Origin of the sequence: Paraperibacillus esterisolvens, from assembly GCF_046237625.1 — a bacterium.
Taxonomy (GTDB): domain Bacteria; phylum Bacillota; class Bacilli; order Bacillales; family DSM-1321; genus Paraperibacillus; species Paraperibacillus esterisolvens.
Map to the genome: position 1 here is coordinate 3,768,388 of NZ_CP143545.1, position 26,977 is coordinate 3,795,364.

The 26,977-nt window shown below is 45.7% G+C and carries 26 protein-coding genes; 2 read left to right on the forward strand and 24 right to left on the reverse strand.

Annotation, left to right across the window (positions count from 1 at the left end):
* Positions 1–738: 738 nt before the first annotated feature.
* From V1501_RS19065 to V1501_RS19140, 16 genes are all read right to left on the reverse strand, one after another.
* A complete protein-coding gene (locus tag V1501_RS19065) occupies positions 739–1,368 on the reverse strand; it encodes a class D sortase (RefSeq protein ID WP_409290450.1) in 630 nt (209 codons plus the stop codon).
* Positions 1,369–2,460, reverse strand: a complete 1,092-nt coding sequence (locus tag V1501_RS19070; protein ID WP_409290451.1) for a processed acidic surface protein — start codon at positions 2,458–2,460, stop codon at positions 1,369–1,371.
* A 209-nt stretch (positions 2,461–2,669) separates the two neighbouring features.
* Complete coding sequence (locus tag V1501_RS19075) at positions 2,670–2,813, reverse strand: hypothetical protein (protein ID WP_409290452.1); 144 nt, start codon at positions 2,811–2,813, stop codon at positions 2,670–2,672.
* 61 nt (positions 2,814–2,874) lie between these two features.
* Entirely contained in the window at positions 2,875–3,303 is a 429-nt protein-coding gene (locus tag V1501_RS19080; protein ID WP_409290453.1) for a hypothetical protein, read from the reverse strand.
* A 463-nt stretch (positions 3,304–3,766) separates the two neighbouring features.
* A complete protein-coding gene (locus tag V1501_RS19085) occupies positions 3,767–4,957 on the reverse strand; it encodes a PDZ domain-containing protein (protein ID WP_409290454.1) in 1,191 nt (396 codons plus the stop codon).
* 225 nt (positions 4,958–5,182) lie between these two features.
* A complete protein-coding gene (locus V1501_RS19090) occupies positions 5,183–6,280 on the reverse strand; it encodes a toxic anion resistance protein (protein WP_409290455.1) in 1,098 nt (365 codons plus the stop codon).
* A 15-nt stretch (positions 6,281–6,295) separates the two neighbouring features.
* On the reverse strand, positions 6,296–7,906 hold the full coding sequence (locus tag V1501_RS19095; RefSeq protein WP_409290456.1) for a YceG family protein: 1,611 nt from the start codon (positions 7,904–7,906) through the stop codon (positions 6,296–6,298).
* A 36-nt stretch (positions 7,907–7,942) separates the two neighbouring features.
* Positions 7,943–8,779 (reverse strand): HAD family hydrolase, encoded by an 837-nt coding sequence (locus V1501_RS19100; protein ID WP_409290457.1) that lies wholly within the window; start codon positions 8,777–8,779, stop codon positions 7,943–7,945.
* Positions 8,776–9,861 (reverse strand): cysteine protease StiP family protein, encoded by a 1,086-nt coding sequence (locus tag V1501_RS19105; protein ID WP_409290458.1) that lies wholly within the window; start codon positions 9,859–9,861, stop codon positions 8,776–8,778. The genes V1501_RS19100 and V1501_RS19105 overlap by 4 nt, the downstream gene beginning before the upstream one ends.
* A 2-nt stretch (positions 9,862–9,863) precedes the next feature.
* Positions 9,864–11,234, reverse strand: coding sequence for a phosphoribosyltransferase family protein (locus V1501_RS19110; protein ID WP_409290459.1), 1,371 nt, complete (start codon positions 11,232–11,234; stop codon positions 9,864–9,866).
* A complete protein-coding gene (locus tag V1501_RS19115) occupies positions 11,161–12,378 on the reverse strand; it encodes an HpcH/HpaI aldolase/citrate lyase family protein (protein WP_409293462.1) in 1,218 nt (405 codons plus the stop codon). The genes V1501_RS19110 and V1501_RS19115 overlap by 74 nt, the downstream gene beginning before the upstream one ends.
* A gap of 183 nt (positions 12,379–12,561) precedes the next feature.
* Positions 12,562–12,939 (reverse strand): hypothetical protein, encoded by a 378-nt coding sequence (locus V1501_RS19120; protein WP_409290460.1) that lies wholly within the window; start codon positions 12,937–12,939, stop codon positions 12,562–12,564.
* 227 nt (positions 12,940–13,166) lie between these two features.
* Positions 13,167–13,907, reverse strand: a complete 741-nt coding sequence (locus V1501_RS19125) for a TerC family protein (RefSeq protein ID WP_409290461.1) — start codon at positions 13,905–13,907, stop codon at positions 13,167–13,169.
* Between the two features lie 54 nt (positions 13,908–13,961).
* A complete protein-coding gene (locus V1501_RS19130) occupies positions 13,962–14,540 on the reverse strand; it encodes a TerD family protein (RefSeq protein WP_409290462.1) in 579 nt (192 codons plus the stop codon).
* Positions 14,541–14,631: 91 nt separating this feature from the next.
* On the reverse strand, positions 14,632–15,210 hold the full coding sequence (locus tag V1501_RS19135; protein WP_409290463.1) for a TerD family protein: 579 nt from the start codon (positions 15,208–15,210) through the stop codon (positions 14,632–14,634).
* A 35-nt stretch (positions 15,211–15,245) separates the two neighbouring features.
* Positions 15,246–15,842, reverse strand: coding sequence for a TerD family protein (locus V1501_RS19140; RefSeq protein ID WP_409290464.1), 597 nt, complete (start codon positions 15,840–15,842; stop codon positions 15,246–15,248).
* Positions 15,843–16,116: 274 nt separating this feature from the next.
* Between V1501_RS19140 and V1501_RS19145 the strand changes: the two genes are divergently transcribed.
* Positions 16,117–17,109: a hypothetical protein gene (locus V1501_RS19145; protein WP_409290465.1), complete on the forward strand. Its 993-nt coding sequence runs from the start codon at positions 16,117–16,119 to the stop codon at positions 17,107–17,109.
* 43 nt (positions 17,110–17,152) lie between these two features.
* Here the strand turns inward: V1501_RS19145 and V1501_RS19150 are convergent, their stop codons facing one another.
* From V1501_RS19150 to ftsE, 3 genes are all read right to left on the reverse strand, one after another.
* Complete coding sequence (locus V1501_RS19150; RefSeq protein WP_409290466.1) at positions 17,153–18,598, reverse strand: S41 family peptidase; 1,446 nt, start codon at positions 18,596–18,598, stop codon at positions 17,153–17,155.
* Positions 18,599–19,393: 795 nt separating this feature from the next.
* The gene (gene ftsX, locus V1501_RS19155) at positions 19,394–20,287 is read right to left on the reverse strand and encodes a permease-like cell division protein FtsX (RefSeq protein ID WP_409290467.1); all 894 of its coding nucleotides are present in this window, start codon (positions 20,285–20,287) and stop codon (positions 19,394–19,396) included.
* Entirely contained in the window at positions 20,277–20,963 is a 687-nt protein-coding gene (ftsE, locus tag V1501_RS19160; RefSeq protein ID WP_409290468.1) for a cell division ATP-binding protein FtsE, read from the reverse strand. The genes ftsX and ftsE overlap by 11 nt, the downstream gene beginning before the upstream one ends.
* A 375-nt stretch (positions 20,964–21,338) precedes the next feature.
* Here ftsE and V1501_RS19165 point away from each other — a divergent pair, with 375 nt between their 5' ends.
* Complete coding sequence (locus V1501_RS19165) at positions 21,339–21,800, forward strand: GNAT family N-acetyltransferase (protein WP_409290469.1); 462 nt, start codon at positions 21,339–21,341, stop codon at positions 21,798–21,800.
* 61 nt (positions 21,801–21,861) lie between these two features.
* Here the strand turns inward: V1501_RS19165 and V1501_RS19170 are convergent, their stop codons facing one another.
* From V1501_RS19170 to V1501_RS19190, 5 genes are all read right to left on the reverse strand, one after another.
* Positions 21,862–22,701, reverse strand: coding sequence for a manganese catalase family protein (locus V1501_RS19170; protein WP_409290470.1), 840 nt, complete (start codon positions 22,699–22,701; stop codon positions 21,862–21,864).
* A gap of 149 nt (positions 22,702–22,850) precedes the next feature.
* Positions 22,851–23,192: a cytochrome c551 gene (gene cccB / locus V1501_RS19175; RefSeq protein WP_409290471.1), complete on the reverse strand. Its 342-nt coding sequence runs from the start codon at positions 23,190–23,192 to the stop codon at positions 22,851–22,853.
* A gap of 67 nt (positions 23,193–23,259) precedes the next feature.
* Positions 23,260–24,126, reverse strand: coding sequence for a YitT family protein (locus tag V1501_RS19180; RefSeq protein ID WP_409290472.1), 867 nt, complete (start codon positions 24,124–24,126; stop codon positions 23,260–23,262).
* 206 nt (positions 24,127–24,332) lie between these two features.
* A complete protein-coding gene (locus tag V1501_RS19185) occupies positions 24,333–24,488 on the reverse strand; it encodes a DUF1540 domain-containing protein (RefSeq protein ID WP_409290473.1) in 156 nt (51 codons plus the stop codon).
* 316 nt (positions 24,489–24,804) lie between these two features.
* Positions 24,805–26,967, reverse strand: coding sequence for an ABC transporter permease subunit (locus tag V1501_RS19190; protein WP_409293464.1), 2,163 nt, complete (start codon positions 26,965–26,967; stop codon positions 24,805–24,807).
* Between the last annotated feature and the right edge of the window lie 10 nt (positions 26,968–26,977).

The following is a 26,977-nucleotide window of genomic DNA, read 5'->3' on the forward strand; positions in this document are numbered from 1 at the left end:
TGAAGTAGAGAACCCGTAATGCAATTAATTATGGTCGCCTATTTCGTAAAACTTCTGATAAAGAAAAATGAAGGAAACATAACATTAGCCCAATAAAAGTTAAGAAATAAGATGTTAATTGACTATAATTTTGTCTAAATAAGAATATTGAAGAGACCCCAAGTAGAAATAATAAAAGAACCAACACAACTACTTTAATCCTTTTGTGTTTTACTATCCACATTGAAAGATTTAAAAATACACTATATAAAACAAAGTAAGCTGGAATGAATACTAAGGTTGTGATATCACCGAAAAGGGGAAATTCTCCAAATGGCTTAGGAAAGAAGATACAGCTAAGCGTTGCTGAAACTAAAAGCGAAATGGAAACCCATAAATAGTACATCTATTCCCCCCCTTCAAATAATTCCTTAACTAACCTATTCTAACCTAACTACATTTATGTTTTATCGTTTCTAATAGGAATTGAATCGAAAACGGATATTAGATTAAACTCGCCTGGTATCTTCATCTTCTTCATCATCTCTAGACTTGATTGAATGAACCTAATAGGAAGATGTCTTTTCAGGAACGTGTTTAGAAGTTCTTTCTTACTCTTATCAACGAGTAAATTTATTGACATACACAAAGTAAAAATGGCTTGCTAAGACTGATTCAGCCAACAAGCCATTTTTATTGTCATCAAAATAATAGGCACATCAAAACGGAACTTTTCACTGTAATCAAAAGGCTTTTACTTCATACTGCTTTTTTGCTGGATATTAAATTAGCGATCAAGATATAACGGTTTGGGGCATCGCCAATGTATCGGAATGGGTAGCAAGTCGTAACAGTCAGAGTTGGCCTAGGTTTTGGAACGATCACTTTGCGGTCACTTTTGTCCACGATTTTTGTGTTCCTTACCCGATAGGTAAACTCACCTGCACTTGTTTTCACCACTAGTAAATCACCTTTACCCACTTCGCCAAGCCTTCTAAAGACTGTATCACGATGTCCAGAAAGAACGGTATTATCATTCTCTCCAGGTAGGACACTGCCGGCAAAATGACCGACTCCTTTAGCCAATTCATCTTCGTCCGTTCCATGAAAGATAGGAAGTGTTGACTTTAATTTTGGAATATATAATGTCCCCATTTCATCCCCAACTTTAGGGCGGACTTTATATAATAAATCCTGGACTTCCGTTTTGGAAGGAGAAGCAGAAGCTTCTGCTTTTTTAGGTTTTTCCACTTTTGCGGCAGCCGGCTTGTCCATTTTGTATAACCAATACCCTTTTAATAAGGTATAGGCATTAGTGGTCGTAAACCAAATTCCAGATACTACAAAAAGACAGGCTATAACAAGTAACCCAGTCCTTTTTTTATTCATTTAGGTAGCCCTTCTTGCTTGTCGAAATGTCATGATGCCAGCAGAAAGAAGAAGGAGTCCAATTAGGATTTGTTCTATATAATTTCCGGCTGTATTAGGAAGTTGTCCACCTTTCACCGTTTTCACATGAGCGAGGACCGGTTCCTTGGCTTTAATGTAGGTTTTCTTCACGGGTGTCGAAGCAGCAGGTTTGGTTTCTTTAGCAGTTTCTGTTGCTTTTTCGATGTCTTTACCAACATCTTTTACAATATCAGAGCCAACCATTTCTCCAGTAATAAGCAAGTCAGCCAAAAACTTGCCACTTAAATCATAGATATTGATTTTCAGTTTGGCATTAGTAAGCTCGTCCATGTTCAGTACATTCCACAGAGTTACTTGAGTGTTTTTCCCATCTTTAATTAGTGTATAGTCTGCTTTAATTTGGAAAATCGCAAACAGCTCATCAAAAATAGAAAGAAATTCTTTTACCTGGTCTGGAGTCAATTCATCAAGTGTTTCAAACTGGTCAAAAGCTGACATCCTTTCCCCAAGCTTTTCGAGCTTCGCATTGATTTCGTCCGAAGATAGATCAATGTTTTGTGCAATTAAATGATTCTTTAGATTTTCAATTTCTTGATTGGTTAAGCCTAGTTCATCTTGAATACCTACTACAAGATCCTTAATCATCTCTGGATCAAAATCGGAGGAGTCTTCTGTATAAAAATAGATAGCATCATCCAGATCCCATAAGAAAACATAGTAATCTAGAGAATCATCATTCTCCTCAAGAATCTGCTTCAGTTCGTCCATTGTTATACTGTAATTGGATAGGATTTCATCCAAGTTACTATAGTCAGCAGCAATAGGTTCACCTAACGTCCCTTTTAATTCTTCAATAGAATTAAAATCTTCTAGGCTTTCTCCATAGGCATAAAGAGAACCTTCAATGTCATCCTTTGTGACTTCAAAGCCCCGAATGTCACTTAATTCTTCCAGGTAGGCAGTCAATTCTTCTTCAAAAGAGGTGGAGTTTGCGGCAGCAAGAGAGGTAATAGGCAAGAACGAGAGCAGTAAAACAAGGGAAAGAAAGACACCAAAAAACTTTTTCATCATTTTCCTCTTCTCTTCAGCTTTTTATTACATATTTTGATTATAAGGGATGGGAACAAGTTGTAACAGTGACATTTTATGGAATAACTGAGAGGGAGTGGAGGGATGTTTAATTTTTCTTCTTTTGAGCAGTAGGGGGTTAGGACTGTTGAAAACCCACGGATGTTTTAGTAGGTAACTGAAGCTGCCAATGAGGTGGTTTGTATAGTAAATTACAAAAATGCTGCCTGATCAGCCATTTGATCTTCAACTAACGCACCCTTTAGTTGACGAAGCTCTATATTTTTTTGGTGAAAAAAAATTCTGAAAAAATTAACAATGGTTTTATCAGGGTTAATTTTCACATCATATTTCATTCTCTCTTACCCTTCTTCATAGTCTTTATCGTTACTTAAATTAAAAATGATTCAAATCTTGTTATAAAAAATATTTAATACTGGTTACGTTGACACAAGCCATTTTTTCAATAGTGGATACTATATTTGTATAAAAGTTTCGGAGGTGAATAAATTGCAGTTCTGGGACAATTTGATGTTTGTAACCTACGACAGAGGCCGTGATAGAGACCGCAATAGAGACCGCGACAGAGACCATGACAGAGAACGCGATAGAGACCGTGACAGAAACCGTGACAGAGACTGCGACAGAGTCTGCGGCAGAGACCGTGACAGAGAACGTGACAGAGAACGTGACAGAGGCCGTAACAGAGAACGTAACAGAGACCGTAACAGAGACCGTAACAGAGACCGTAACAGAGACCGTAACAGAGACCGTAACAGAGACCGTAACAAAGACCGTGACAAAGATCGGGACGGGTATCGGAACAGATAGACTAACAGATTCCAAATCTACTGATATACTAAAGGAGAATCCCCCACTTTTTTGAGGGGGATTTTTTATTCCAGAGTTCTTGTCTATTCAACTATGCTTCATTTGTTATTACTTAATTTGTACCCGCCAAAACTAACGGATCGTTAATCAAATTTGCAATTAATTCTAATTCCTTAATGCTTCTATCCATTCGGTCTGTTCTAATGATTTTAAGCAAAGCTCCCCCTTAGAGTTTGACCAAACTTTCTAATCCCATTATAAAACCGATGTCATAGTCCGTATATTTTAAATTAAGATAAATAAAAAAAGGCTTAATAACTGGAATAAATTCTAGTTTTTAAGCCTTTTTTGTGTCAATTAAAGTTATAAACGAGTGTCAATAGTCATTATAACTAGTGACAACAGATGTTATAACTCACAGTTCTGTTATTCCGATTAATTCTGTACACATTCCGAGAAATTACGAATTTTTACAAAATCATCCTGCAGCTTCCCTTTTCTTCTGCTCCTGAACAAACAAAATGCCAAGCTCATGATGCTCGCCTTCATACAGCGCGCGCTGGACGAAGCGGATCTGGCCGTTGGTGTTTAGTACTTCGAGCTTGCAGTGGGCGCCGTTCCGCTGAAGGGCTTCGTAGAATTGCTGTTCATTCAGCGCTTTGACTCCATTGACCTTTGTAACGATCTCGCCCACTTCGAGGCCCATCCTGGCAGCGGGTGATCCTGGGATGATTCCAAGAATCATCAGACCCTGATCCTGTCTTGAGAAGTAGAACGGCCTTCTTTCTTCACTTTGCTTTTGCAGGAAATGAAGCAAGATCCTTCCAAGCACCGCCATTCCGGCTGCTGCGATGGCGAGTTCTTCATAAAACCAGCCCGCTGCTGAGAGAAGAAGCACGATTATACCGAGAAAGGCTGTGCGCCTGCCATTGAGTTTAATGGATTCCTTTGGGAGATATCCCTGTACTCTCTGGGAAAAACCAATCAAGAATGGGACGAGCACTGGTGTGAAGGTGCTCTCGCCAAGGGTGAAGACCGGCCACCAGGAAAATGGCGGCTCTAGACTTCCTCCGGGAATAAAGAGGAACAGCGGGACAAGCCACAGCCGTCTTGAAACGTGGGCCCCGACAAGCGCCCCCCTCCTGGATTTAATCAGCTTGGGTGAAGTCTTGATATATCCATCCCTGCCTATCAGCAGCCCTTCCACCGTGAGAAGGAGACCAAGCAGCACAGCCGCAGACGGATAAACCGCCCCATTCAGTGACTGAAATGCTTCCTCAAATAACGGTACCGGGATGTCCCGGCCGTTGATCAAATACAGAAAGAAGAAACTCAGCCCCACAGTGAAGGCGGGTGAAAGCAGCTTAAGCTTGAACACTGCGCATGCCAAAACCGACAGTAGAGCAATGATCACGAGCAAGGCAGCCGGGACTGTCAGGCCGGCTATAATGGCAAGGACTGACAGGATGAGCCCCATGACAAGGCCTAAGGGCAGCACATGCCTGAGCTCTAGGTACATATCCTCGACACGGGTGTTAAAATCACGGCGCTCCCGCTTGATCCGGAGATCGCCGATGACGAGCGCAAACAAGAAGCTTATATAAAATAAAGGATGAAGAAGGAGCTTACCAGCACCACTTAAAAATTCTGTAATCCATTCCTGCGCCAACCGTCTACCATCCCCTTTTCTGGTATATATGTATGCCTATATTCTATCAAAATTTAGGGGCACTGTCCCTACTGCCCGGTAATTCCCAGTATAAAAAACTCTCCTGAAAAACAGCAGGACCCTGCTCCAAACAATGGAGCAGGGTCCGGGAAATAATCACAGCAGTGCGTGAATCCGTTGATATAAAAGGATACAGCACCCGGTACATGGGATCTGTCCCTGCTATCAGCCTGTGATCTGGCGGTTTTTGAAGTTCTCCTGGAGCTGGCTGAGGCGTTTTTTGCCTTCTTCGCGGATGCGGATGTTTTCGTCTTCGATAGCTTTGGTTTCCTGCATTCCGCGCATGATGATCTGCCAGGTTTCTTCGAGTGTTTCAGCCTTGATGCTTGGCTGGCCGGACATCCGGGCGATGTTGACGCTTTGCTGGGAGATGTTCTGCGCGTTCTTCAGCAGCATCTCGTTGGTGCGGCGGTCAAGCTCGCTCATGGACTCGGCTACAAGGCTCTGCCTCTTGGCGGCAATTGCATTGATGAGGCCTGACTTGAAGATCGGGATGGTCGTCACAAAGGCTGAGTTGATTTTACCGATCAGCTTCGTGTTCCCTCTTTGCAGCATCCGGATCTGAGGGGCAGATTGATAGGCAACCTGCTTGGCCATTTCAAGGTCATAAACGCGCTGGTCGATGAGCTCGATGGCATTCCGCATGCTGTCGAGTTCCATGACGGCCAGCTGGTTTCCTGTCTGGGCTTTTGCTTCAAGCTCCGGAAGCTGCTGCTTCAGGTCCTCGGATTTCATTTCGCCGGCCACGATATATTTCTCCAGCTCCATATAATACAGGTAATTCTGTTCATACAGCTGTTCTAATGTAGTCGTGGATTTTTTCATATCGTCTTCGTATTTCACGATTTCCACATACACCTTATCGATTTCAGAGCCCATGGTCTGATATTTGCTCATAAGCTTCTCCACAAGCTTCTGGCCGCGGTTGAACATCTTTGAAATCAGGCCGCCTTTTTCTTTTGCGAAATCCTTGCTGTCGAACTTGTCCATAATCTTGCCGAGATGCTTGATAAGTGCGCTGGACTCTTCCATGCTGCTGGATTTGATGGAATTCAGGATCCTGCCTGAGAAGTTCGAGATTTCATTGGCAGGCTCTTTGCCGAATTCAAGCAGGGCGATCTGGTTTTTGTAGTCAATACTTTTTGCAAGCTGTGTGACTTCAGGATGGTTCCTGAGCTGGACCTTCAGCTCCGATGGCTGCTGTTCCATCGTTTCATCTATCTTTTCGAGGCTGATCGTTTCAAGAGAATTAGGATTGTTCATACGTCTGTCCCCTTTTTAGAAGATTTTTTTGAAGAATTTCTTAAACAGCGAAGTCTCGCCGGTATCCTGTTCAAAGCTTACATCCTCAAGCCAATGAGTGTCATACTGCTCTTCATCCACATACATTTCGATGTCATTCTGTCCGGTCGGATTAAGGATGATGATGTCTACCCCAATTTCATTCAACAGGAGGAGAAGGCTGGCATCGGAGCGGCTCATGTGGTTCCCGCCCTGATCAGACTTGAAGAGCACGAGACGCGGCACTTCCTGCGCATAATCAAACTTCTGCAGCAGCCTCATCGTATCCAGCGGGATGTCCATCGCCTGATTGAACAGATACAGCTGCAGGTCCTGCCTGCTTTCATGCTGCAGTTTTTTCAATCTCGGGTTTGCACAATACCGGGATATGGCATGAGCTATGCCGTGCTGGAGTCCGGAAGGAAGCTGTTTATACCGCCACCACGACCCTTCGAGCATCTTTTCGGGATCAAGGGTGCCGTCTTTTCCAAGCGAGTGCTGATAGTGGAACACATGGTTTGCCTTTCCTTCCCGGGAAAATGGGTAGGCACTGATTTTAAGTGCCAGTTCCCCCTCCGAGAATGCCCTGGCCCTGTCCCAGTATTCCCGGCGATTCTTTGAGATGCCGGATACCTTTGCGAATAGATTCGGAATCCAGACTGTCTCATCCCGTACCTCAAAGTTCGGCCGGACAAAGGCTTTTTCTTTAGCCAAAATGAAGAGCTCATCGTACGTTGTCTTAAGTGTAAGGCCGGCGGGGGTATAAGATCTGAACTGCCACGGCTTATACAGCATGGAGTCATCCGTGTGGAGGACCCGTTCAATTTCCCTGGAGGCACGGAAGGCGACCGTCGTTCTTCTGACCGGCTTGGTTTCTGGGATGGGAACAAGCTTTTCCTGGACAGAACCAAACTCGAGGACCGGAATTTCATGCTCGGTGTCCGCTGTCTTCAGGTCATTGCTCCCGGCCGGGTTGAAAATCAGCACATCCAGGCCCAGCAGAATCAGGAAGTATAAAAAGTATGCCTCGCTCTTTGATGCAGGGCCATACCAGAGTATTTTCGGGGCGCTGGCGGGAAATCCCGCTGCCTCCATCCATGGATAAGCGTGATTCCACATCCATTTTACAAGATCAACAGACGTCCTCCGGAAATCCGGATGCTGCAGGCCGCCGGTGTTTCCTTCATCAAACCGCTCAAGCACTGTTTTGAATGCTTCCCGGATTTTTTTCTGGCTCCCGGGATCCTGGAATTGGGGAATCAGCTTCTCGCCTTCCATAAAGGCGATGAACCGGTTGATGGAAAGCTTTTCATTTTGAAGGATCATCAGGATTCTCTGGACTGCCTGGAATTTCTCCGGCTCGATCTGCTTATTGAGATTTTCACTTAGGATGGTCACGTTCACAGGAAATTCATGGGCGAGCTTATAGAGCAGCTCCAGATAATCATCCGGATCGGGATGCACCCCAAGAAAAACTCCCGCTACCTGTCTGGAGGAATGTCCTTCCCCGGCTGCCGGTGTACCCCTCGAATCAACTGGAGTTCTCAGGATGCCTGCCCAATCCTCTTGTTTTATGTCAATAAACTGAGAAGAGAGAAATTTAGGCATCTTTTTCAGCTTCTTTCCAATAAAATCAGTATAGTACTATCTTACACCACTTTCATCAGTGTTCCCAACGATAATTCCTTCAAAAGACCCAAGGACGCCCTCAAGGATCTCCTCTGCGGCTGAAATGCCGGCTGATTTTGTCACCTTTACCCTGCTGGGAAGACCGCTTCCCTTTTGGAAAAGCTCTCCATGCCGGGGCGTGTAGGCAATATCTGCGACTTCCAGCATGCACATATCAAGCAGAGAGTCCCCGGCGGCGGCAACCGCTCCGGCACCGGTTCTTTCCTTCAGGTAAGCGACCGCCGCCCATTTATTGACTGCATTCGGGAGCAGATACAGCTTCCTTTCCTGCAGGGAAAGACTCCAGCCCTGACCCTTAAGCCAATGGCCGAAATCTTCAATAACATCGTGCGGAACCTGTTCATCCCGGACACTTGTAAAGCAGAACAAATCGTCACACACCCGGGAGCCAAGCGCCCAGTCCTCATGCTGGATTTCTTCAAGCTTTTTCATCACATCCTGATGGGGTGCACACTCATCTTCAAGCTTCCGCCTAAGGAGTGATGCCCACTCTTCATCCGGTCTGCCATCAGCAAGGATGGTTCCGCCATTGCTGACCACGGCATACCTCGGCATAATGCTGTCACGGAAGAGCCCGATCCGGTGGTATAAATCAACTGTCCTCGTGGTCACCGGAATTAAATCAATCGTTTGATTAACTTTTCGGAGCAGTTCAATTCCCTTTTCGGTCATATAGGAAATTTCCCGTTCTGATGTCTTCTCGACCACCGCAATATCATCACGTTCGAGCTCGCTGCCGCAGGCTCGCCTGGAGTAGATTATGGTCCGGTCTAAATCGGTAGCGAATATCATTGTTCCCCTCCAACCCGCTGTATCAGGCCCATGCAGGAATACGTCATATCGCTATAAATTTCCACCGGTACACCGCGCTCTTCTGCCAGATACAGAATATGCTTCAGTTCAGGATTCTCCGCATCCTTCACAAGGATTTTCCACGGAACCCTGCGCAGCAGCACCCTGGTTGTCTCCCCGACACCCGGTTTAATCAGATTTATGTTTCCAATGCCGAATAAATCCTGCACCTTTTCAATATCCCGAAGACCCCTCCAGGTTTTCGGAAGACTTGAAGCCTCCCGCCCGATAGTTGCAGGGTAGCATGCCGTAACCTTATCAATAAAGTCATTTGATAAATCCGCAGTTTCAAATTCTTGATAATACTTAGCTCCATGAAAATCATCCGGTCCGATTAAATCAGAGTTCAATACCGTGCGGCTGACAAGTCCGGAGACAGTAGAGTTCAGACAGGCACTCGGAATCAGGAAATCCTCGCGCGTTCCGTAAATATCCGCACATTCACCCGGATCGGCAAGGACTGCGAGGCCCGCCGAAACCTCTGTGCCCCGGGATGCATTAAACTTTGCAACAGAGCTAACCAGTTCTTTTGTGACCGCGCCTTTGCCGGTCCAGCCGTCCACAAATTGGACAGCTTCTGCACCATGCTTATTGACGATATAGTCTAATGCATTGAGATCCAGTCCCCGTCCCCTGATGATGGATACACTATAATGCGGCACCTTGATACCGAAAGCATGCGCCAGGTATCTTTTGATCAGGATGCCTACAGGAGTTCCTGCACGCGCAAGAGAAACGAGGATGATGCTGTCTCCTTTTTCGGCGCGGATTTTTTCAGCGGCTGTACGGACAGCTTCTGCCAGCCTCAATTTGTGGCGTTCGAGCGACTCGTGGAAAAGGTCAGTATATTCCGCTGAAGGCTGATATTCAATCGGAAGCGATTCCGAGTAATGGCCGCCCGTCTGCATCTGCTTTTCCCGATCCTCTGTGTTCTGTTCAAGATTGGCATTGCTGATATCCTTCAAGAGGAAGATAACATCCTGCTCACGGTAGCTGCTTCTGACTGTTTGGATGGTTTCCATGATTATTCCCTCCCGGCCGCGGTACTCATCGGCACGACATGAATAAGCGGAATCACTTTTTCAAGCTGGGCGAGGAGCGGTGCCAGCGCTTCTTCCGGCACTTCCCGTTCGAGGAACAGAAACACCTCGTCATACATGTCCGGCTCGATGTTGTAAAAATAGTTAGTGGTGTCAGGATGCTCCGGGCTTGTATAGCTGAAGGCATGCGAAATAGCATAGCCGAGCCTGCCTGAAGGGTGGATCGGGCTTCTTGTGGTAGATTGATAACTGATTCCCTTTCCCATGAGAGAAGCGAGCTTCATCGGAATAAACATGAATTCGCCGGTCCCAAGGCACAGTGTTCTTTCACCTTCCCGCCTGCCGGCAAGATATGACGCTGCCCGGTCCAACCAGTGCGAAGCATCAAACTTCGCGCTGTCCCACATTCCGAATCTGCCAGTATCTTTCAGGTACGGCGCAGACGGCCCCTCTTCTGAAACAAAATCAGTGACTGGGATCTCAAGCGGGGTCATGTCGATCGTCTTGACCGTCGCAGGACGGTCTTTGAAAACAGAACTCTTCTGTTTTCCTTCTAAGGAGCTGCCAATAGCCTCAATTTCGCCTGAGATAAGCGATACTTCATGAATGGTAATACCAAGACGGTCCTCAAGGGCACGATATCTCGCCCTGTTCTCCTCCGAACGCCAGTCAAGGATCGATACCACCGTATACTCGCTCCGCGGGAATTTCGCATGGATGCTTTCAATAATATTTAAGGCCGTCTTGCCTGTTGTCACTTCATCATCAACCAGGACAACCGGGCGGCTGTTATTAAGCCAGGAGGCATCCACATAGCATCGGTGCGATGTGGCGTGGGAATGCTCCTCTTCAAACGTAATAACAGACTCTGCATCCAAAATCTGCTCCCGTGTAGTATGGAAGAAACTCGCATTCTCGCAAAAATCAAAAACAGAATGCCCAAGCGCTGTGGCCGTCTCCGCAAAACCGATAAAAAGGGCCGGCTCCGGAAGCTCGATATGATAATTAAGCAGCCGGGCATTCGGCTGGTGCTCACCCGTAATGCCGCCAATCAGCTCCTGTATATAGGGATGCGTCAAGCCGTACACTTTTTCTGCATAACGGGCAGCAAGCGACGCACCCGTCAGCAGGGCCACGGCAGGATCGACAGGCAGATGCTTTCCAAGCACTTTGCTTACAAATAGGAAGGAGCGTTTTTTATTAATGCGGGCAGCCATGCCAAAGAGCGTGTCCAGGCTGATTCCAAATGGATTCTCCCTGACAGTTATATCCACTTTTATATTATCTAGTATGCTGTATGTGTATTGATTTCCCTGCTCCTGCGGTAAGGAGATCAATGAAAGATTGTTCTTCATGAAACACTCCATAAATTTTTGACTTTAAAATGATCTTTTTCGCCCAATTATAATGAGGCTTTATTTCATTCATTTTATTGGAAAAGCTGCTTTTGATCACTCCATTAAAGCTTTCCGCACTCTCTATTATAGCGGATGCGTCCAAAAATTCCTCGTGGGTGACCACATGCAGCGAATTGACGGCTTTAATGTGGGAAGGATGGATGATCGTCTTCCCGATGATTCCGTTCGAACGGTCGAGGATCACTTCATGAATCAAGGCATCATCGTTGTTAGCGATCATTTCATTTCTCAGCTCCATGCCTTCGCTTGAAACCTCAAAAGGAGTCTGCCTGATCCTGGGCTTCAGGATCCTCTGCCTCCCGAAATATTCCCATACCGGACCTGATATTACATAGCCATCCTGCCTGCCGAATACATTGATTATATCGGTAATGCAGTCAGAAATTACATGGATATTGTAAATCGTTGTATCCCGGTCCCGGCGAATGCCAAATAAGCCGGAGAAGTCTGTCGCGCCGATTCTCACATTTAATATCATCCCACGGTACCGGTCCAGGAGATTCTTTATGGACAATAATGTGTCCAGCCGGGATTCTTTATAAATAATCTCGGGCGTTTCAAGAATGGGCATGGCAAAGAGCTGATGAGAATAGTCCCGATTTATCTCCGATAGAGTCTTAAGATAAACCTCTCCATCTTTAGCGTTAAATTTCGGGAACACAAAGCCGCTTAACAGCTCAAGAGCACCGCCAAGATTATCAGCAAGCTTATGAAGCTGGCCGGCATTCCGGATCCTGACAAAGATAAGCGGCAAATCCTGCATGCGGAAAAGGCCCGTGTCAACCGCACGCTTAATATCCTGCAGCTGTGTGACAAGATTAAGCTCTGCTCCCTCTACCTCGCCATCGGCAATCGAATCCTCAAGACAGACCACCATGGAAGTCAGGCCCTCATGCGCCCCAGATAAAAATTTACCAGATAGTACATCATTAGAGATCCGCGAGCGGGTGCCGGGCATATAAAGCGCTGCGCCGAGAGCATGCGATAAAAGCTCTGAATCGGAATTCCTGGTGAACTCGACTGGCTCATGCTTAAAAATCTGTCTTCTTTCTTCTTTTTCTAAATAACCAAAGTGCTTCACCATGATTTCCTCCCTGCTCTACTAACCTACTATGTGGTAACCTTTTATACGCAGCATAACAATTATACATTCCCTGTTTCGGAATGGATGAACCAAATTTTTACATTTTTTATCTGGCTCCATTAATATCTATTATTGACTTTCTCTTAAGTAACCGCCCTTTTCACCCTGAAAGACTGTTCATTAACTGTTCATCGCCGTCACCAGAAAACAAATCGCTGTGAGAAGTGATAATGGTGTCATAACAAGCCTTTCCTTCTTGCTTTTGGAAAAGGCATTCATAATGGTATTGATGATTAAATAGAATGCAAAAACATAACAAGCTCCTGTTGCCATGCTTCTTAAAGCAGCTATCGCAATGACATGACCTGCCTGCAGCAAAAACAGGATGGCAGCGAACTGAATGCATACCGAGATAAAGCATGCTATCCTCATTTGTTTAGGCATTACTTTATACCTTCCACCCATTGCAAAATCTCCGTAAGGAAAACCTAAAACCAGCAAGATGTACAAAACAGCTACGGCAAAGAAAGCCAAACTTCCAATCCATGCTGTAATCATCGCTATCCTCCTTGTTCTTAAGGAAATAAAGGCTGTATTCGCAAATGTTGAGGCTTTTAAACAAGCAGGTTGATTTCCGCTGCAGGCACTCGCTTTCCGCTCCAATCAACCTGGTTTAGTAATAAAATTTCCTTATATAACTTATAAAATAGTTATTTTTCTAGTTAGAGCTTTTATAAAAAAAGAGGGAAGAGACAAATTGCGTTTCTTCCCTCTTTTGCTATAGCTTACTTGCTTGCATGAGATTCTTTTGAACGGTTTTTCCTGATTTTATGGACGATGAATGTGCTTAGGAAAACAGCTACCAGGATGCTGAAGAAAACTATTTCCTCCACATGGAACCAAGGGCTTGCGATCATCTTGATACCGATGAGGGCGATCATGACGAAGGCAGTGGTTTCGAATTCCGGGATTCTCTCAATAAGGGCAAGGAATACCTGTGCCACTCCACGCATCATGAGAACTCCAAGGATTCCCCCAAGGAACAGGACCCAGATCTGATCAGATACACCAAACGCTGCGATAACACTGTCGATACTGAAGGCAATATCCATGATTTCAACGGAAAGCACGGTGCGCCAGAAGCCCATCGGCTTGTTTTTAACTTCCTCTTCATCATCTTCCTTATTTTTCTTGATGAAGTAGGAAACTGCGAGCCAAAGGAGATAAAGTCCGCCGGCGATCTTGATCCAGGTGATTTTTATGAGGAATACTCCGAGGCCGATAGCCAGGAAGCGGAATAAATAGGCACCCAGAATTCCGTAGAACAGGGCACGTCTTTGCTGCTCCTTCGGTAGATGCTTAACCATTACGGCAAGAACAAGGGCGTTATCAGCAGACAGAAGACCCTCAAGGATGATCAGTGTCCCGATGACTCCCCATGATGCAGGGTCAGATAAAACGGTCTTGATGGCATCCCAAGAGAAGAACGACCCATAACTTGATAATAAATCTTGAATGAATTCCATTTAACTTTTAATCTCCTTCATTATGAAACTGTTTTTCTTAAAAGCCAGAGGGGGTTAGACCTCCAGGCCGTAATTGCGGCAGAGTGCGGCCAGGCCGCCTGAAAATCCGCTGCCAATCGCATTGAATTTCCAATTAGATCCATGCTTATATAGTTCACAGATGACGACTGCGGTTTCAATGGAGAAATCCTCGCCAAGGTCATAGCGGAGAATCTCCTGGTTATCATCCGCATTCACAACCCGGACAAAGGCATTGGATACCTGGCCGAAGTTCTGCTTTCTTGTGTCTGCGTCATGAATGGTCACGGCAATCCCGATCTTGCTCACATGAGAAGGCAGCAGCGAGAAATCAACAGTCAGCTGCTCATCATCGCCGTCCCCTTCGCCGGTCCGGTTATCCCCGGTATGCTCCACAGCGCCTGTTGGACTTTTTAAATTATTATAAAAAATGAATTCCAAATCATCCTGCACCTTGCCCTGTTCATTGGCAAGGAATGCAGAGGCATCCAGATCAAAATCAGCTCCGCCTGAATATTTGTTGGTGTCCCAGCCTAGACCGATAATGACCTTTGTCAGGCCTGGGTTCGTTTTAGTCAAATCAATCCGCTGGCCTTTGGCTAATTGAATCGCCATAAAAGTCACCCTTTCTATAGATTCTGTTTTCAATAAAGCGGAATTTGCACACGGCAAATTCCGCTTAGAAACTGCTTATAGATGTAAGAAATTATACATTCAATCCAAAGTCGCGTACAAGTGAAGCCAGTCCGCCCTGATAGCCGCTGCCGATTGCATTGAATTTCCACTCGCCGTTGTGGCGGTATAATTCACCGACTACTACTGCCGTTTCGATGGAGAAATCTTCACCAAGATCATAGCGGATCAGCTCTTCGCCGTTAGCCGGGTTGAAAATGCGGGCAAATGCATTGGAAACCTGCCCGAAGTTCTGGCTGCGGGCTTCAGCATCATGGATGGTAATGGTGAAAGTAATCTTCTCGATATTGGCAGGAACCTGGGAAAGGTTGATTTTCACCTGCTCATCATCGCCGTCACCATCACCAGTCAGGTTGTCGCCTGTATGCTCTACTGCGCCATTTGCTCCTACCAGGTTGTTGAAGAAGATAAAGTCCTTCTCATTGTCGCATTTACCGGAAGCGTTCAATAAGAAAACAGAAGAATCCAGGTCAAAGTCATGGCCGCCATCGTATTTGTTAACATCCCAGCCAAGTCCGACCACAATGTTCTGAAGTCCCGGATTGGATTTTGTAAGATCTACCTTTTGTCCTTTAGATAATGAAATAGCCATTATAATTCCCTCACTTTTATTTAAATTTTTTTGAATTAGCGGTAACGGTTTGCAATATCCCCGATTGAAAGGTCGCTCGTCCCCTGGCCGACAGCTGAGAACTTCCACTCTCCATTATGGCGGTACAGCTCGCCTGGGAATAGAGAAGTAAGTCCTGAATAATCATCAGACAGATTATACTTGATCAATTCTTCTCCTGTGCTGCTGTTAAAGATGCGGATGAATGCATTCTTGATCATGCCAAAGTGCTGTTTTCTCTGCTTAGCCTGATAGATGTTCACCACAAACAGCAGTTTATGTACATCGGCAGGAACGCTGTTCAAGTCAACAAGAATCTGCTCGTCATCGCCTTCGCCCGCACCGGTCAGATTATCGCCGGTATGCTTGACGCTGCGGCATTTGCTCGTCTTGTTGCCAAAATAGATCAGCTTCTTCTGGTCAGTCAGTTTATCCTGATCGCTTAGCATAAGAACAGATGCATCACAATCCACATCAGCTCCCCCGCCCAGGAGTCCTCCGAACAGACCGCCTTTCTTCACAGGATCCCAGCCAAGGCCGACAGTAATATTGGTCAGTCCGGCCCGGCCCTTTGTCAGGTCGATCTTTTGTCCCTTTTGCAATGAAATGGCCATATTGCACTCTCCCCCAAGTTTGGCATTCTTATAAATCTTCTTAAATTTTATCATTTTGGAATTTACAGTTCCAATATATTACACGAAAGGCACTCAGCCTTTCCTGCATGACTTCGCCTACTGTATACGGCTGGTCCTTTAAAAGGTTTCAATTTTTTTTCGGCTGTCCTATTTTTTTCACCATTTTTTCACCGTCGGCGGATAAAGTAGGCATTGTATGAGGGAACCACCGGGGAATACACATCAAAATTTTATTATAACAGGAGGTATGTACATGAACAAAAAGAAGCTGGCTGGACTTATCATGACAGGCGCTCTGACGGCAGGAATCATTGGCGGGGCAGGTGCTGCATTCGCAGCAGCAGAATCGGGGGCAGGACAGGAAGCCAAGCAGGCAGAGAATGTAAAGGCATCACTTACCAGTAAACAAAAAGCGGAAGCAAACAGGATTTTAAGCAGCCTGAAGGCAGACCTCAACAAGCTGGGCGTAGATCTTCCGGAAAAGGGAAAGAAATTCAGGGGCCGTGACGGCGGGCCTTTCGCTTCTATGAGCGAGGCCAATAAGGAAAAGGCCCGCACAATTATGGATCAGCTCAGGGATGGCAAGATCACTGAGGCTGCGGCAAAAGAACAATTGCAGAAGCTTGGTGCGGACCTGCAGGAAAGAGGGAAAGGATTTGGCGGACATGGCGGCGGACCTTTCGCTTCACTCAGTGATGAGAACAAAGTAAAGGCGCGAGCTATCATGGAACAGCTGAAGGCTGGTAAGATCACTGAGACGGATGCGAAGGAGAAATTGCAGAAACTGGGTGCCAACCTGCCGGAACGCAGAAAATTTGGCGGGCCTTTCGCTTCACTTAGTAATGAGAACAAAGTAAAGGCGCGCGATATTATGGAACAGCTGAAGGCTGGTAAGATCACTGAAGCGGATGCGAAGGAGAAATTGCAGAAGCTGGGTGCCGGCCTGCCGGAACGCAGAAAATTTGGCGGGCCTTTCGCTTCACTTAGTGAGGAGAACAAAGAAAAGGCGCGCAATATCATGGAACAGCTGAAGGCTGGTAAGATCACTGAAGCGGATGCGAAGGAGAAATTGCAGAAGCTGGGTGCCGGCCTGCCCGAAAAAAGAAAAGGCCTTGAAAAAGCACTGAACGGCCTTGATGCCGATACAAAGAAAAAAGCTCAGGCCTTGATTGATAAGGCGGAAAAACAGCTGGCTGAGCTGGGAATTGATAATATTCCATTCAAAGGATTAAAGAAAGCCGAATAACCATAAGAAACCCTCAGGCACCATATGCCTGAGGGTTCGTCTTTTATTTTGCGAGATAGCTTAATGCCATCTGCAGCTGCAGATCATGTTCTTCGTCCTTAATATAGTCCTGGACAGCTGCCACCAAGCCATCAGCCGTCCTGCTATCGAGAATCCCGGTTTGTTTTAAATCCTGCTGTGCCTGGAACGCCTTAACGGCAATTTCAGTCCGCAAATCGAAATAACCATCTTCACGGCCTGTCTCAAAACCGAGGCTGTTCAGCATTTCCTGGGCATGCTTGATCTGCTCGTCGTTGCTGTCTCTTCCAAATGGTTCCGAAACATCCAGAGGCTGCGAATGGAAGGCATCCGGCTGGGCAACCTCAATGGTCGGATCTATGCCCTTTTTATGAATCCAATTTCCTTCAGGCGTAAGCCACTTATACAGAGTCAGCTTGATATTGCTGCCATCCTCCATCGGCACTGCCTGCTGGACAGTTCCTTTTCCGAAGGTGCGCTCGCCGATCAGCTGATAGCCCTCTGCCTCATGCAGCGCCCCTGCGAGGATTTCGGAAGCAGACGCGCTTCCCTTATCAATCAGGACGGCCACTCCGTAAGGCTTTTCTTTACCAAGTGTTGTGAAATACTTTTTACGGTCTCCATTCCGCTTCTGAATCTGGATATACGGCTTTTCCTTAGTTACGAATTCACCCAGAATTGCCTCAACGGATGAAAGCAGGCCGCCTGGATTTCCCCTCACATCAATGACCAGGCCTTTGATATTTTTCCCTTCCAGCTTTCCCAGCTCTTTTTCAAAATCCTCTGCCGTATGCTCCGAAAAGGAAGTGAGGGCAATATAGCCTATCTTTTCTCCATTCTGTTCCTTAACCTTGGACTCAACCGTATGAATAGGGATTGTATCACGCACCATTTTCACAACAATCGGATTGGAAACACCAGGCCGCTTGATTTCAAGCTTCACCGCAGACCCCTTTTTACCCCTGATTTTCAGACGGGTATCATACAGATTCAATCCCTCCACACTGTCGCCGTTCACCTTAAGAATCTGGTCGCGCGGCTTCAGGCCGGCCTTTTCGGCAGGTGAATTCTTATAGGGGGATATGATAATAATCTTGCCGTCTTCCTCTCCGATCTCCGTGCCGATGCCTTCAAAAGACGAATCGAGTGCCTCATTAAATTGCTGAGCTGTTTCCTTATTCATATAAACTGAATACGGATCCTTCAAGGTGGACAGCATCCCCTGGATGGCTCCCTCCTCAAGCTTCTGACCCGTTACCTTCTCTACATAATTATCCTTTATCAGCTGATAAGCCTGATGTACCTTTACCAAAGACTTTTCCTCAGCGGCCGTACCGCTCTGCTGCTCGTTCTGGAGTTCTTTGCCCCCCAAATCCCCGCCTCCATACTTCACTCCGCCGTACACACCGCCCGCTGCCCCAACAGTCAGCGAAACAGCAGCCGTCAGCGGCACTACCCACTTTTTAGCCATACTAAGCTCCTCTCTCACATCCTAACGAATCTGGTACTTGTCCTTAGTTATATATGAAAGGGGGCTGGATTTTATGAACAGGTTTGGCGGGAGGGGGACGAAAATGGCTGGCGGCTGTAAATAAAACTGGGACGGCGTGGAGACATCCTGCTGGCAGGACCGGAACCAGCTGGCAGCCAGGGATAATTGGTTCTTGAATAATTAGAACCTAAAACAGCTCGGATTTGAGAAGAAATGGTTCTAAATGCATGATTAGAACCAAAATCGGATGCAATCCAGGAAGAATTGGTCCTAATGGAAGGATTAGAACATTAAAAGGCTGAGATTTCAGCAGTAATGGTTCTAAATGCATGATTAGAACCAAAACCGGCTGTGATCCGGGAAGAATTGGTTCAAAAGGGACCCTTAGAACCTAAATCAGATGGGATTTCTGCAGAAATGGTTCTAAATGAATGACAAGGGATGGTTTAACCCGCTAATATACCCTTTATCTTCTCTCTTCTCGGTTATACAGCAGCTGCTGCATTTGTCAAAATATTCAATATATACTATAATATTGTAAAAGCCGCAGCTTTTTATACAAAGGGGGAGTTCTCCATGTTCTGGCCGTTTATCATAATCATTACGCTATTTTTGATTGTGCAGTTTTTGAGGCCTGCGCCCGCCCGCACCCAGGAGTTATACGAAACTGATCCGGATCGGATTGTTGAGACTGAACGCGCAAAAAATACCCCGTTTAATGGATAAAATAAAAAGGGTGAAGCTCCCTGTAATGGAGCCTCACCCTTTTTCACTTTATACCTTCAGGAACTTCCTCACAGACATCATGCTTCCCCAGATACCGATGACGGCGCCGAGTGCAAGCAGGATGAGAGAAACCTGCCAGATGAACGGATTTACTTCCAACAATTCCACGAACTTGATCTGGATCCGAGGTGAAACGAAATCATAAATATAGTGGTAGGCGGCCGCGATGAATGCAACCGGGATGACAGCCCCAAGGACTCCGAGCCAGGCTCCTTCAAGGAAGAACGGCCAGCGGATAAAGCTGTTGGTGGCTCCTACTAATCTCATGATCTCAATTTCTTTTCTTCTGGCAACAATTGTTATCTTTATGGTGTTTGAAATGAGGAACATTGCGGTAAATAATAAGCCAAGGATTAATACAATCCCGATATTACGGGCAACGCTGACCACATCAAACAATTTCTCTACATAACCCTGTCCATATTTTACACTTGATACGGACGGATACTTTTCAACGGATTTTGCTGTTTTAATAACATCAGCAGGTTCTTTCGTTTTGACTACATATACGTCGTTAAGCGGATTATCCTGTTCAAACAGTTCGAATGTCTTGCCGTCTTCGCCAAGCTCATTGATCAGATTGTTCAGCTCTTTTTCCTTTGGAGAAAAAGTGACGGTACTGACTTCCGGGATCTGTTCGAGCTTCTGCCCGACAAGCTTCTTATTATTTTCGTCTGCGGCTGAATCCAGGTGAACGCGGATTTCTACGTCTTTCTGGACGTTTTCAGCTATATGGTTCAAGTTCATCATTACTACAAAAAATACACCGACTAAAAGAAGGGTCACGGTTACGGCACTGATGGATGCAAAAGTCATCCAGCCATTACGAGTCAGGTTCTTCCCGCTCTCCCTAAAATGGCGGCGAATGGTTCTAAAGCTCATATCCGTACTCACCTCGCTGTTCATCCCGCACAATTTTCCCATTTTCAATGGCTATTACACGGCGTTTCAGATTATTGACTATATCACGGTTATGCGTGGCCATCACGACAGTAGTGCCGCGTGTATTGATTTCCTCAAAAATGTTCATGATCTCCCAGGAAGTTTCCGGATCAAGGTTCCCAGTCGGCTCGTCCGCTATGACGACCTGCGGGGAATTGACGATACTTCTTGCAATGGAAACACGCTGCTGCTCACCGCCGGAAAGCTCGGTCGGAACCATGCGCGCTTTATGCTTCAGCCCCACAAGGTCCAGGACCTCCATTACGCGTCTCTTAATCTCTTTCGGATGCTCTTCAATGACTTCCATGGCAAACGCTACGTTCTCGAAAACGGTCAGCGTAGGCAGAAGCTTATAATCCTGGAATACAACCCCGAGATTCCGGCGGAACAATGGAACCTTCGTGGTACGGAGCTTTGCCAGCTGCACCCCATTCACGACGATGGAGCCGCTGGTCGGCTTTTCTTCCCTGAACATCATTTTTATAAAAGTAGATTTACCTGCACCGCTCGGCCCTACTACATAAACGAATTCGCCTTTATTGATCTTGACGTTGATCCCGTTTATGGCAGTGACGCCGTTCGGATAAGTCTTGTACACATTCGACATTTCAATCATGTAATTCACCCGGCCTTTTAGTTTAAAGATTTATTATAAAATTCACCTGAATGGATTGGATGTTGCCAGACAACAAAAAACGACAAAATGAAAGAAAAAGCAACCCCTTTTCTTCTTTTGCCTCAAAACATTATAACACTCCTCCCTATAAGTTTTAAGGATAATTATATTACAGTTTCATTTCATTCAAGATACACAGCCCTGGTTATCATGATTAGAATGACCTGTTTATTACGTTCTCCCTGCCGGAAATTCAAACCGAAACTGAGAGCTCATAACCATTGTTTATGCAAGGTCATAAACATAAAATCATTACCTTATGGCACCAGACAGGTTAGCATAATAGTAAGACAGTTTCCAGGAGGAGGGACTTTTATGGATGCAGGAATACACTTTAGAACTGCCGTGGAGGAGGATCTGGACAGCATCGTTGCTATGCTGGCCGATGATATGCTGGGAAGCAGGCGCGAGCGCTGGGAGCAGCCGCTTCCTGAAAGCTACAGGCGGGCCTTTGAGGCCATATCAGCTGATCCAAATAATGAGCTGGTGGTTGCTGTCCACGGAAATGAGGTGGTCGGAGTGCAGCAAATTACGTTCACTCCGTATATCACTCATCAGGGCGGGTGGAGAGCGACCATCGAAGGAGTACGGACTGCAGCATCTGCAAGAGGAAAAGGTGTCGGAAGCGCCCTTATTAAATGGGCTATCCAGCGTGCGGAGGAACGGGGCTGTCATCTGGTGCAGCTGACTACCGATAAAGAAAGACCGGATGCTTTGCGGTTTTATGAGCGGCTGGGATTTAGTTCGACACATGAGGGCATGAAGCTTAAAATTTAACAAAATGTAAAAACGCCAGGCGGTGTCCCGGCGTTTTTGCATATTAATTCATTTCAATAGATTATTTTAAGTTCTTTTTTAGTTCCTCTGCCGGCAGAGTATTGTGTACACTGAGCGGCGCCGGCTCGAGGATTGGCCTGGAGCCTTCAATTCGCGGCTCTTCAAATTTATATTCACCCTGTCCGTCAAGGCTTGGTCCGCTTGCCCAGCGGCCGGCTGCTGCCTCGTCGCCCTGCGAGAAGTTGTACAGAGAGTACGCGATATCTGTCCGCTCTTTTTCACGCGGGAAGGTGCTTGGAACGAGCAGGCCTTCTGCTTCTTCTAGCTCGGCGATGGCAGCTGCCCATTGATTTTGGTGATAGGAGTCACGTGCAATCAACACAGACAGCATGTCCTTGACTCCGCGGTCATCAGTCATTTCATACAGCCTTACCGCCTGGAGGCGTCCCTGGGATTCAGCATTCAGGTTGGCACGGAAATCCGCAAGCAGGTTTCCGCTTGAAATGATATATCCTCCCTGCCAGGGGTTGCCGACTGAATCAGACGGACGCGCACCAAGACCTGATACAATCGCATGCTGCGGGTTCATGCCGCCCAGGATGTTGCCGATGATGGGATCCTTCGCTGCCGCTTCCTGATCTTTTAAAGGAGCCTTGTCCAATAGTCTTGCTACCATGGTTGCCAGCATTTCAATGTGGCCGATTTCTTCTGTTCCAATATCTAAAAGCAAATCCTTATACTTTTCGTTTCCGCGTACACTCCAGCCCTGAAACAGATATTGCATGGCTACAGACATTTCTCCAAACTGGCCGCCAATCAGCTCCTGCAGTTTTTTGGCATACAACGGATCCGGCCTTTCGGGCCTCGCTTCGAATTGCAATTCTTTTACATGATGGAACATTCAAAAACCTCCCTGGTATTTTTTGTCCGGGCAAGAGCACCCTTCGTCTCCTTTTTACCCCAGGGGATTCCCGGAAAACTACTATTTGGATATTCGTGCCAAAATAATGAAAGCAGCATTCCTGGGATCAGGAATGCTGCTTTCAGGGTTTATTTCTTTGATGCCAGCCACTCGGCAACTGCTTTGGCATCCTCGCCTTTAAGGATATTGCCAGGCATCTGCCCTTTACCATTTTTAATGATTCCTTCAATTTCTTCCTGTGAGTGCTCAGCCCCGACATTGGTCAGTTTAGGGCCGAATCCGCCTTCAAGCTTTTCGCCATGGCAGCTTGAGCAGCTCCGCTGAAACAGCTTTTCGCCGTTAGAAGAAGGTCCTGATGTATTTTCAGAGGAATTTCCGCCGTCTTCCTTTTGACCTGCATTGTCACCGCCGCCGCAGGCAGTCAGGATCAAGCTTGTTCCAAGCAATACGGTCATCAGCTTTTTTTTCATCGTCATTCGCTCCTTGGTTGGATATGCCCCAGGTTGTCAGGCACGTTCATCTTCCATTATACCTTGCTCACACTCTTTTAAAACCCTCACCGAGCACCTCAGAGGCATCCATGACCACTACAAAAGCATTCGGGTCAATGCTTTTCACCAGCAGTTTCAGCTTGATGAATTCCGTCTGATCCACGACGCACATCAGCACAGGCCGCTCGTCATCTGTATAGCCGCCCATTCCCGACAGTTTTGTTACGCCGCGGTCTATTTCATGGATGATGCCGCGGCGGACTTCCGCTTCCTTGGCTGTAATGACCATGGCCATTTTAGAGCGGCCGATCCCGACCTGTACGAGGTCGATCGTTTTGCTCGTCACATACAGCCCGATCAGGGCATAGAGCCCGCGTTCAATATCAAAGAAAATGGCAGCCGCAAGGACAATCATTCCATCGATGATAGCGACACATGTCCCGAGGCTGAGTCCTGTATATTTATTAATAATTTGAGCAGCCAGGTCTGTCCCGCCGGTTGAAGCTCCCCCTCGGAATACTACACCAAGCCCGAGGCCGACACCGATACCGCCGAACAACGAACCAAGCAGCGGATCTGTCGTCCATGGCTCCCAATCGCTCGTCAGGAAGACCACGAACGGAAGGAAAACCGTCCCGAGCAGCGTCTTCGCCCCAAACTGTGCTCCCAGAAAAACCAGGCCGGCAATGAACAGCGGCACATTGAACGCCCACTGTACATAAGCGGGCTCCCAGCCAAGCAGCGCATGGAGAATCGTACTGATCCCGCTCACACCGCCGGACGCAATCTTATTTGGAAGCAAAAACACATTAAACGCAATCGCCACAACCGCAGAACCAAACAGCACATACCCAATCTCCAGGAGCTTATCCAAAACCGGGTGCGAAACCTCCGTACCCCTTCTCTTCCGCATACCACATATCCTCCATAATCTATTACAAATAGTATCCATTTAAATCCACAAAACATACTATACCATGCCCCCATGGGGACTGTCCCCTATTTCCCGAGAATGGAACACCCGGATACTCAACAACCTTTAGCGGGACAGCCCCCATTTCCGGGCGAAAACACAAAGAACCGGATGGCTGGCCGCCATCCGGTTCCACTTCATATTTTTTATTGTCTTCGCTCAAAGGTTTTGCAGGCCGTTTCTTCAACAGTATCAGCGTCATTGTTATCAAGGCCAACGACATAAATGGAGTCGGCAACACATTGATTTCCCTCAGCCCAGTACGTGCACTTCTCAACGTTACACAACACTTCGAGTTTCATAAAAGGTCTCCTCCTCTTTATCGTTTAGTAACATATCCCCGTTTTTGGATATGGATAAACTACAGAAAGTCGTAAGGAGTTATATGAGAGAAATAGGGAACCGGATAGTAAAATCGGGATTTTGGCGGGTAAAGCTTCGAATTCGGACAGTAAACGCCTGGTTTTGGATAGTAAACCGATAAAATCCGCGTGTTATTATAAATATATTGTCCTGCTTAAAGAGCCGGCGAAATGTAAAACGAGTTACTGCATAATCCAACAGCGGAACAAGAAGGGACCTGTCATAGGTCCCTAACATCACTGCACTATTAAACTTCTAATATGTATTAGCCCTTTTGCTGATGAAATACTTTTTGTATTCCTCAGATAACTGATCAATAGGACCATATACTTTCTCTATTGCTTTTAATGTGAGCGCATCCGTTTCCTCAACCTTCTCCCAGCCTTCTTTGCCGATTTCTTTATTTTTCTTTAATTCTTCAGCAAAGGCTGTGAACTTTTCAATTCCTTTCTCTCTTATTAAATAGCTGGTTAGCAAGATGCCCGATGAAAGCTTTTTCCCTAAATCCTTACCAGTAAGCGCATTAATTTGGTCTATTGGCACAGGGATTTTGACAGTTCTAAGAGCGTCCGACTCGGTTAAATCCATAAAGTCAAAATTAAAAGAAAACCCGTTCCCATCATCTTGAACAACATTTTTTAAGAATGTCCCAAATCCCTCCTTAATATAGACAGAGGCATTTTCATTCGTTAAATCCGCGAGCATTTTATCAGCGAGCTGTTCCGCAAGTATGGCCAGGGTGGTTTCCATGCCCTCCTCTTCATCCACTGAAATTTTGATTGATTCGCCTGGCCTGCTGTATCGATCTGCAGGAAAGGTTGGAACGGTAGCGGACAATTCCTCTACTGTTGGATATAGTTTGATCGTAATTTCCCCAGGTTTCCATCCAAATTCCTGCTCGTACAGGCGGACTAACGATATCGCTTCCATAAGTGATTTATCTGCCTTTTCTTCAACATCCTTACTATAATAGACGGATATTGTTTTATAGGACTTTTTCATAAACGGAGGATCGTTTAGTTTCCAAATTTTATCCGATTTAATTAAAGAATAAGTCACTTTATAGTTTTGCTGCTCGGATTCTTCTGCCTTCAAACCAATTATCAGCTCAATAGTGCCCCGCCTGGCCGACATTACATTCACCGCTCCTATATCAACGGAAAACTCCCAGCCATGCTTCTTTAAATTGATTACATCCTGTATCCAGCTCTTCTGTTCTTTATAAAAGATATTATTGGATTTGTTTTGGAAAGATAAAAATGTTTTGGCGTCATTCTTATTTACAGAAGTCAGCATCGGCTGGAGCTGCTTTTTAATTTTACTATTTGAAACTAGCATACTTTGATCGCCGGAGCTCTCATCCTGCACTCTGGCACTTGCTGAAAGAAGCATTTTTTTTACAGGGTCTTCATTGTTATGAAGATATACTGCACAATAACCAGCAAATAAAGCAAACATAGCAATGATTTTCCGCTGGCTGATCAATGATTTCAAAAGGAAGTGTACGGCATTTCTAAGGTTAGGGCTGCTGCTGATTGCAAATCTTCTTTTGACCCTCCCAGAACTCCTTTTCTCCTCAAGGCTGTCCAGCCACTCCTGCCCCCCCTGATAAAGAATAAAGAAAGGTGTGTAAATCAACAGCAGTGATACTGCCAGCACTATCGGCTTAAAATCCAGCCCAATATAGTAAGTAAGCCCCCTTGTATTAAAAATATATTCAACAATATACAAAGAGGACATAGTACCCCAAACGACGATCTTAGAATGATGGAAGATGGAAGGAAAAATGTTTCTAAATATGTGAACCGCTAATATCCGCAGCCTACCCATTCCTTTTGCAAAAGCATATTCTGTATACGGCTTCGATAACTCCTCTTCAGCCAGCATCAAAATCACTCGGTACAAAAAAATGGCCGGCAGAATGGAAAGAGTCAGGATGGGGGCCATATAAATGGGTTCTTCGCCGACCACAGCAAACTTAAACAGGAGAATATTAGTCTTCTTAAAAACAAAAACGAGTGACAGCTGCAGTAGAACAGCAACTAATAAATCTGGCATAGCTTCCAAAATACTTAATATACGTTTAACCGGGTTCATAACGTAAGCGGGCAGTAAAAATGTCAGAAAAGCCAGTAATAGAGCTATGACAAATCCTATCAGGATGGCACTGATAAAGATTTTTGCGGAGTATATATAAGGTTCCTTCAGAAATTCGATGATCGGCATAGGCTCATTTTTATAATAATAGACCCAGTTTTCACTCTTCAGGAACACTTTCACAAATTCATAGAATTTTTGTAGATAAACAGGAATGTTATAGATATTACCGGATGCTACCACAGTTGGTACAATACTTACAAACAAGATACCGATTATGCCAAGTATATAATAGAAAAGAATTCTAATAGCTTTTACCATCAAACCCAAA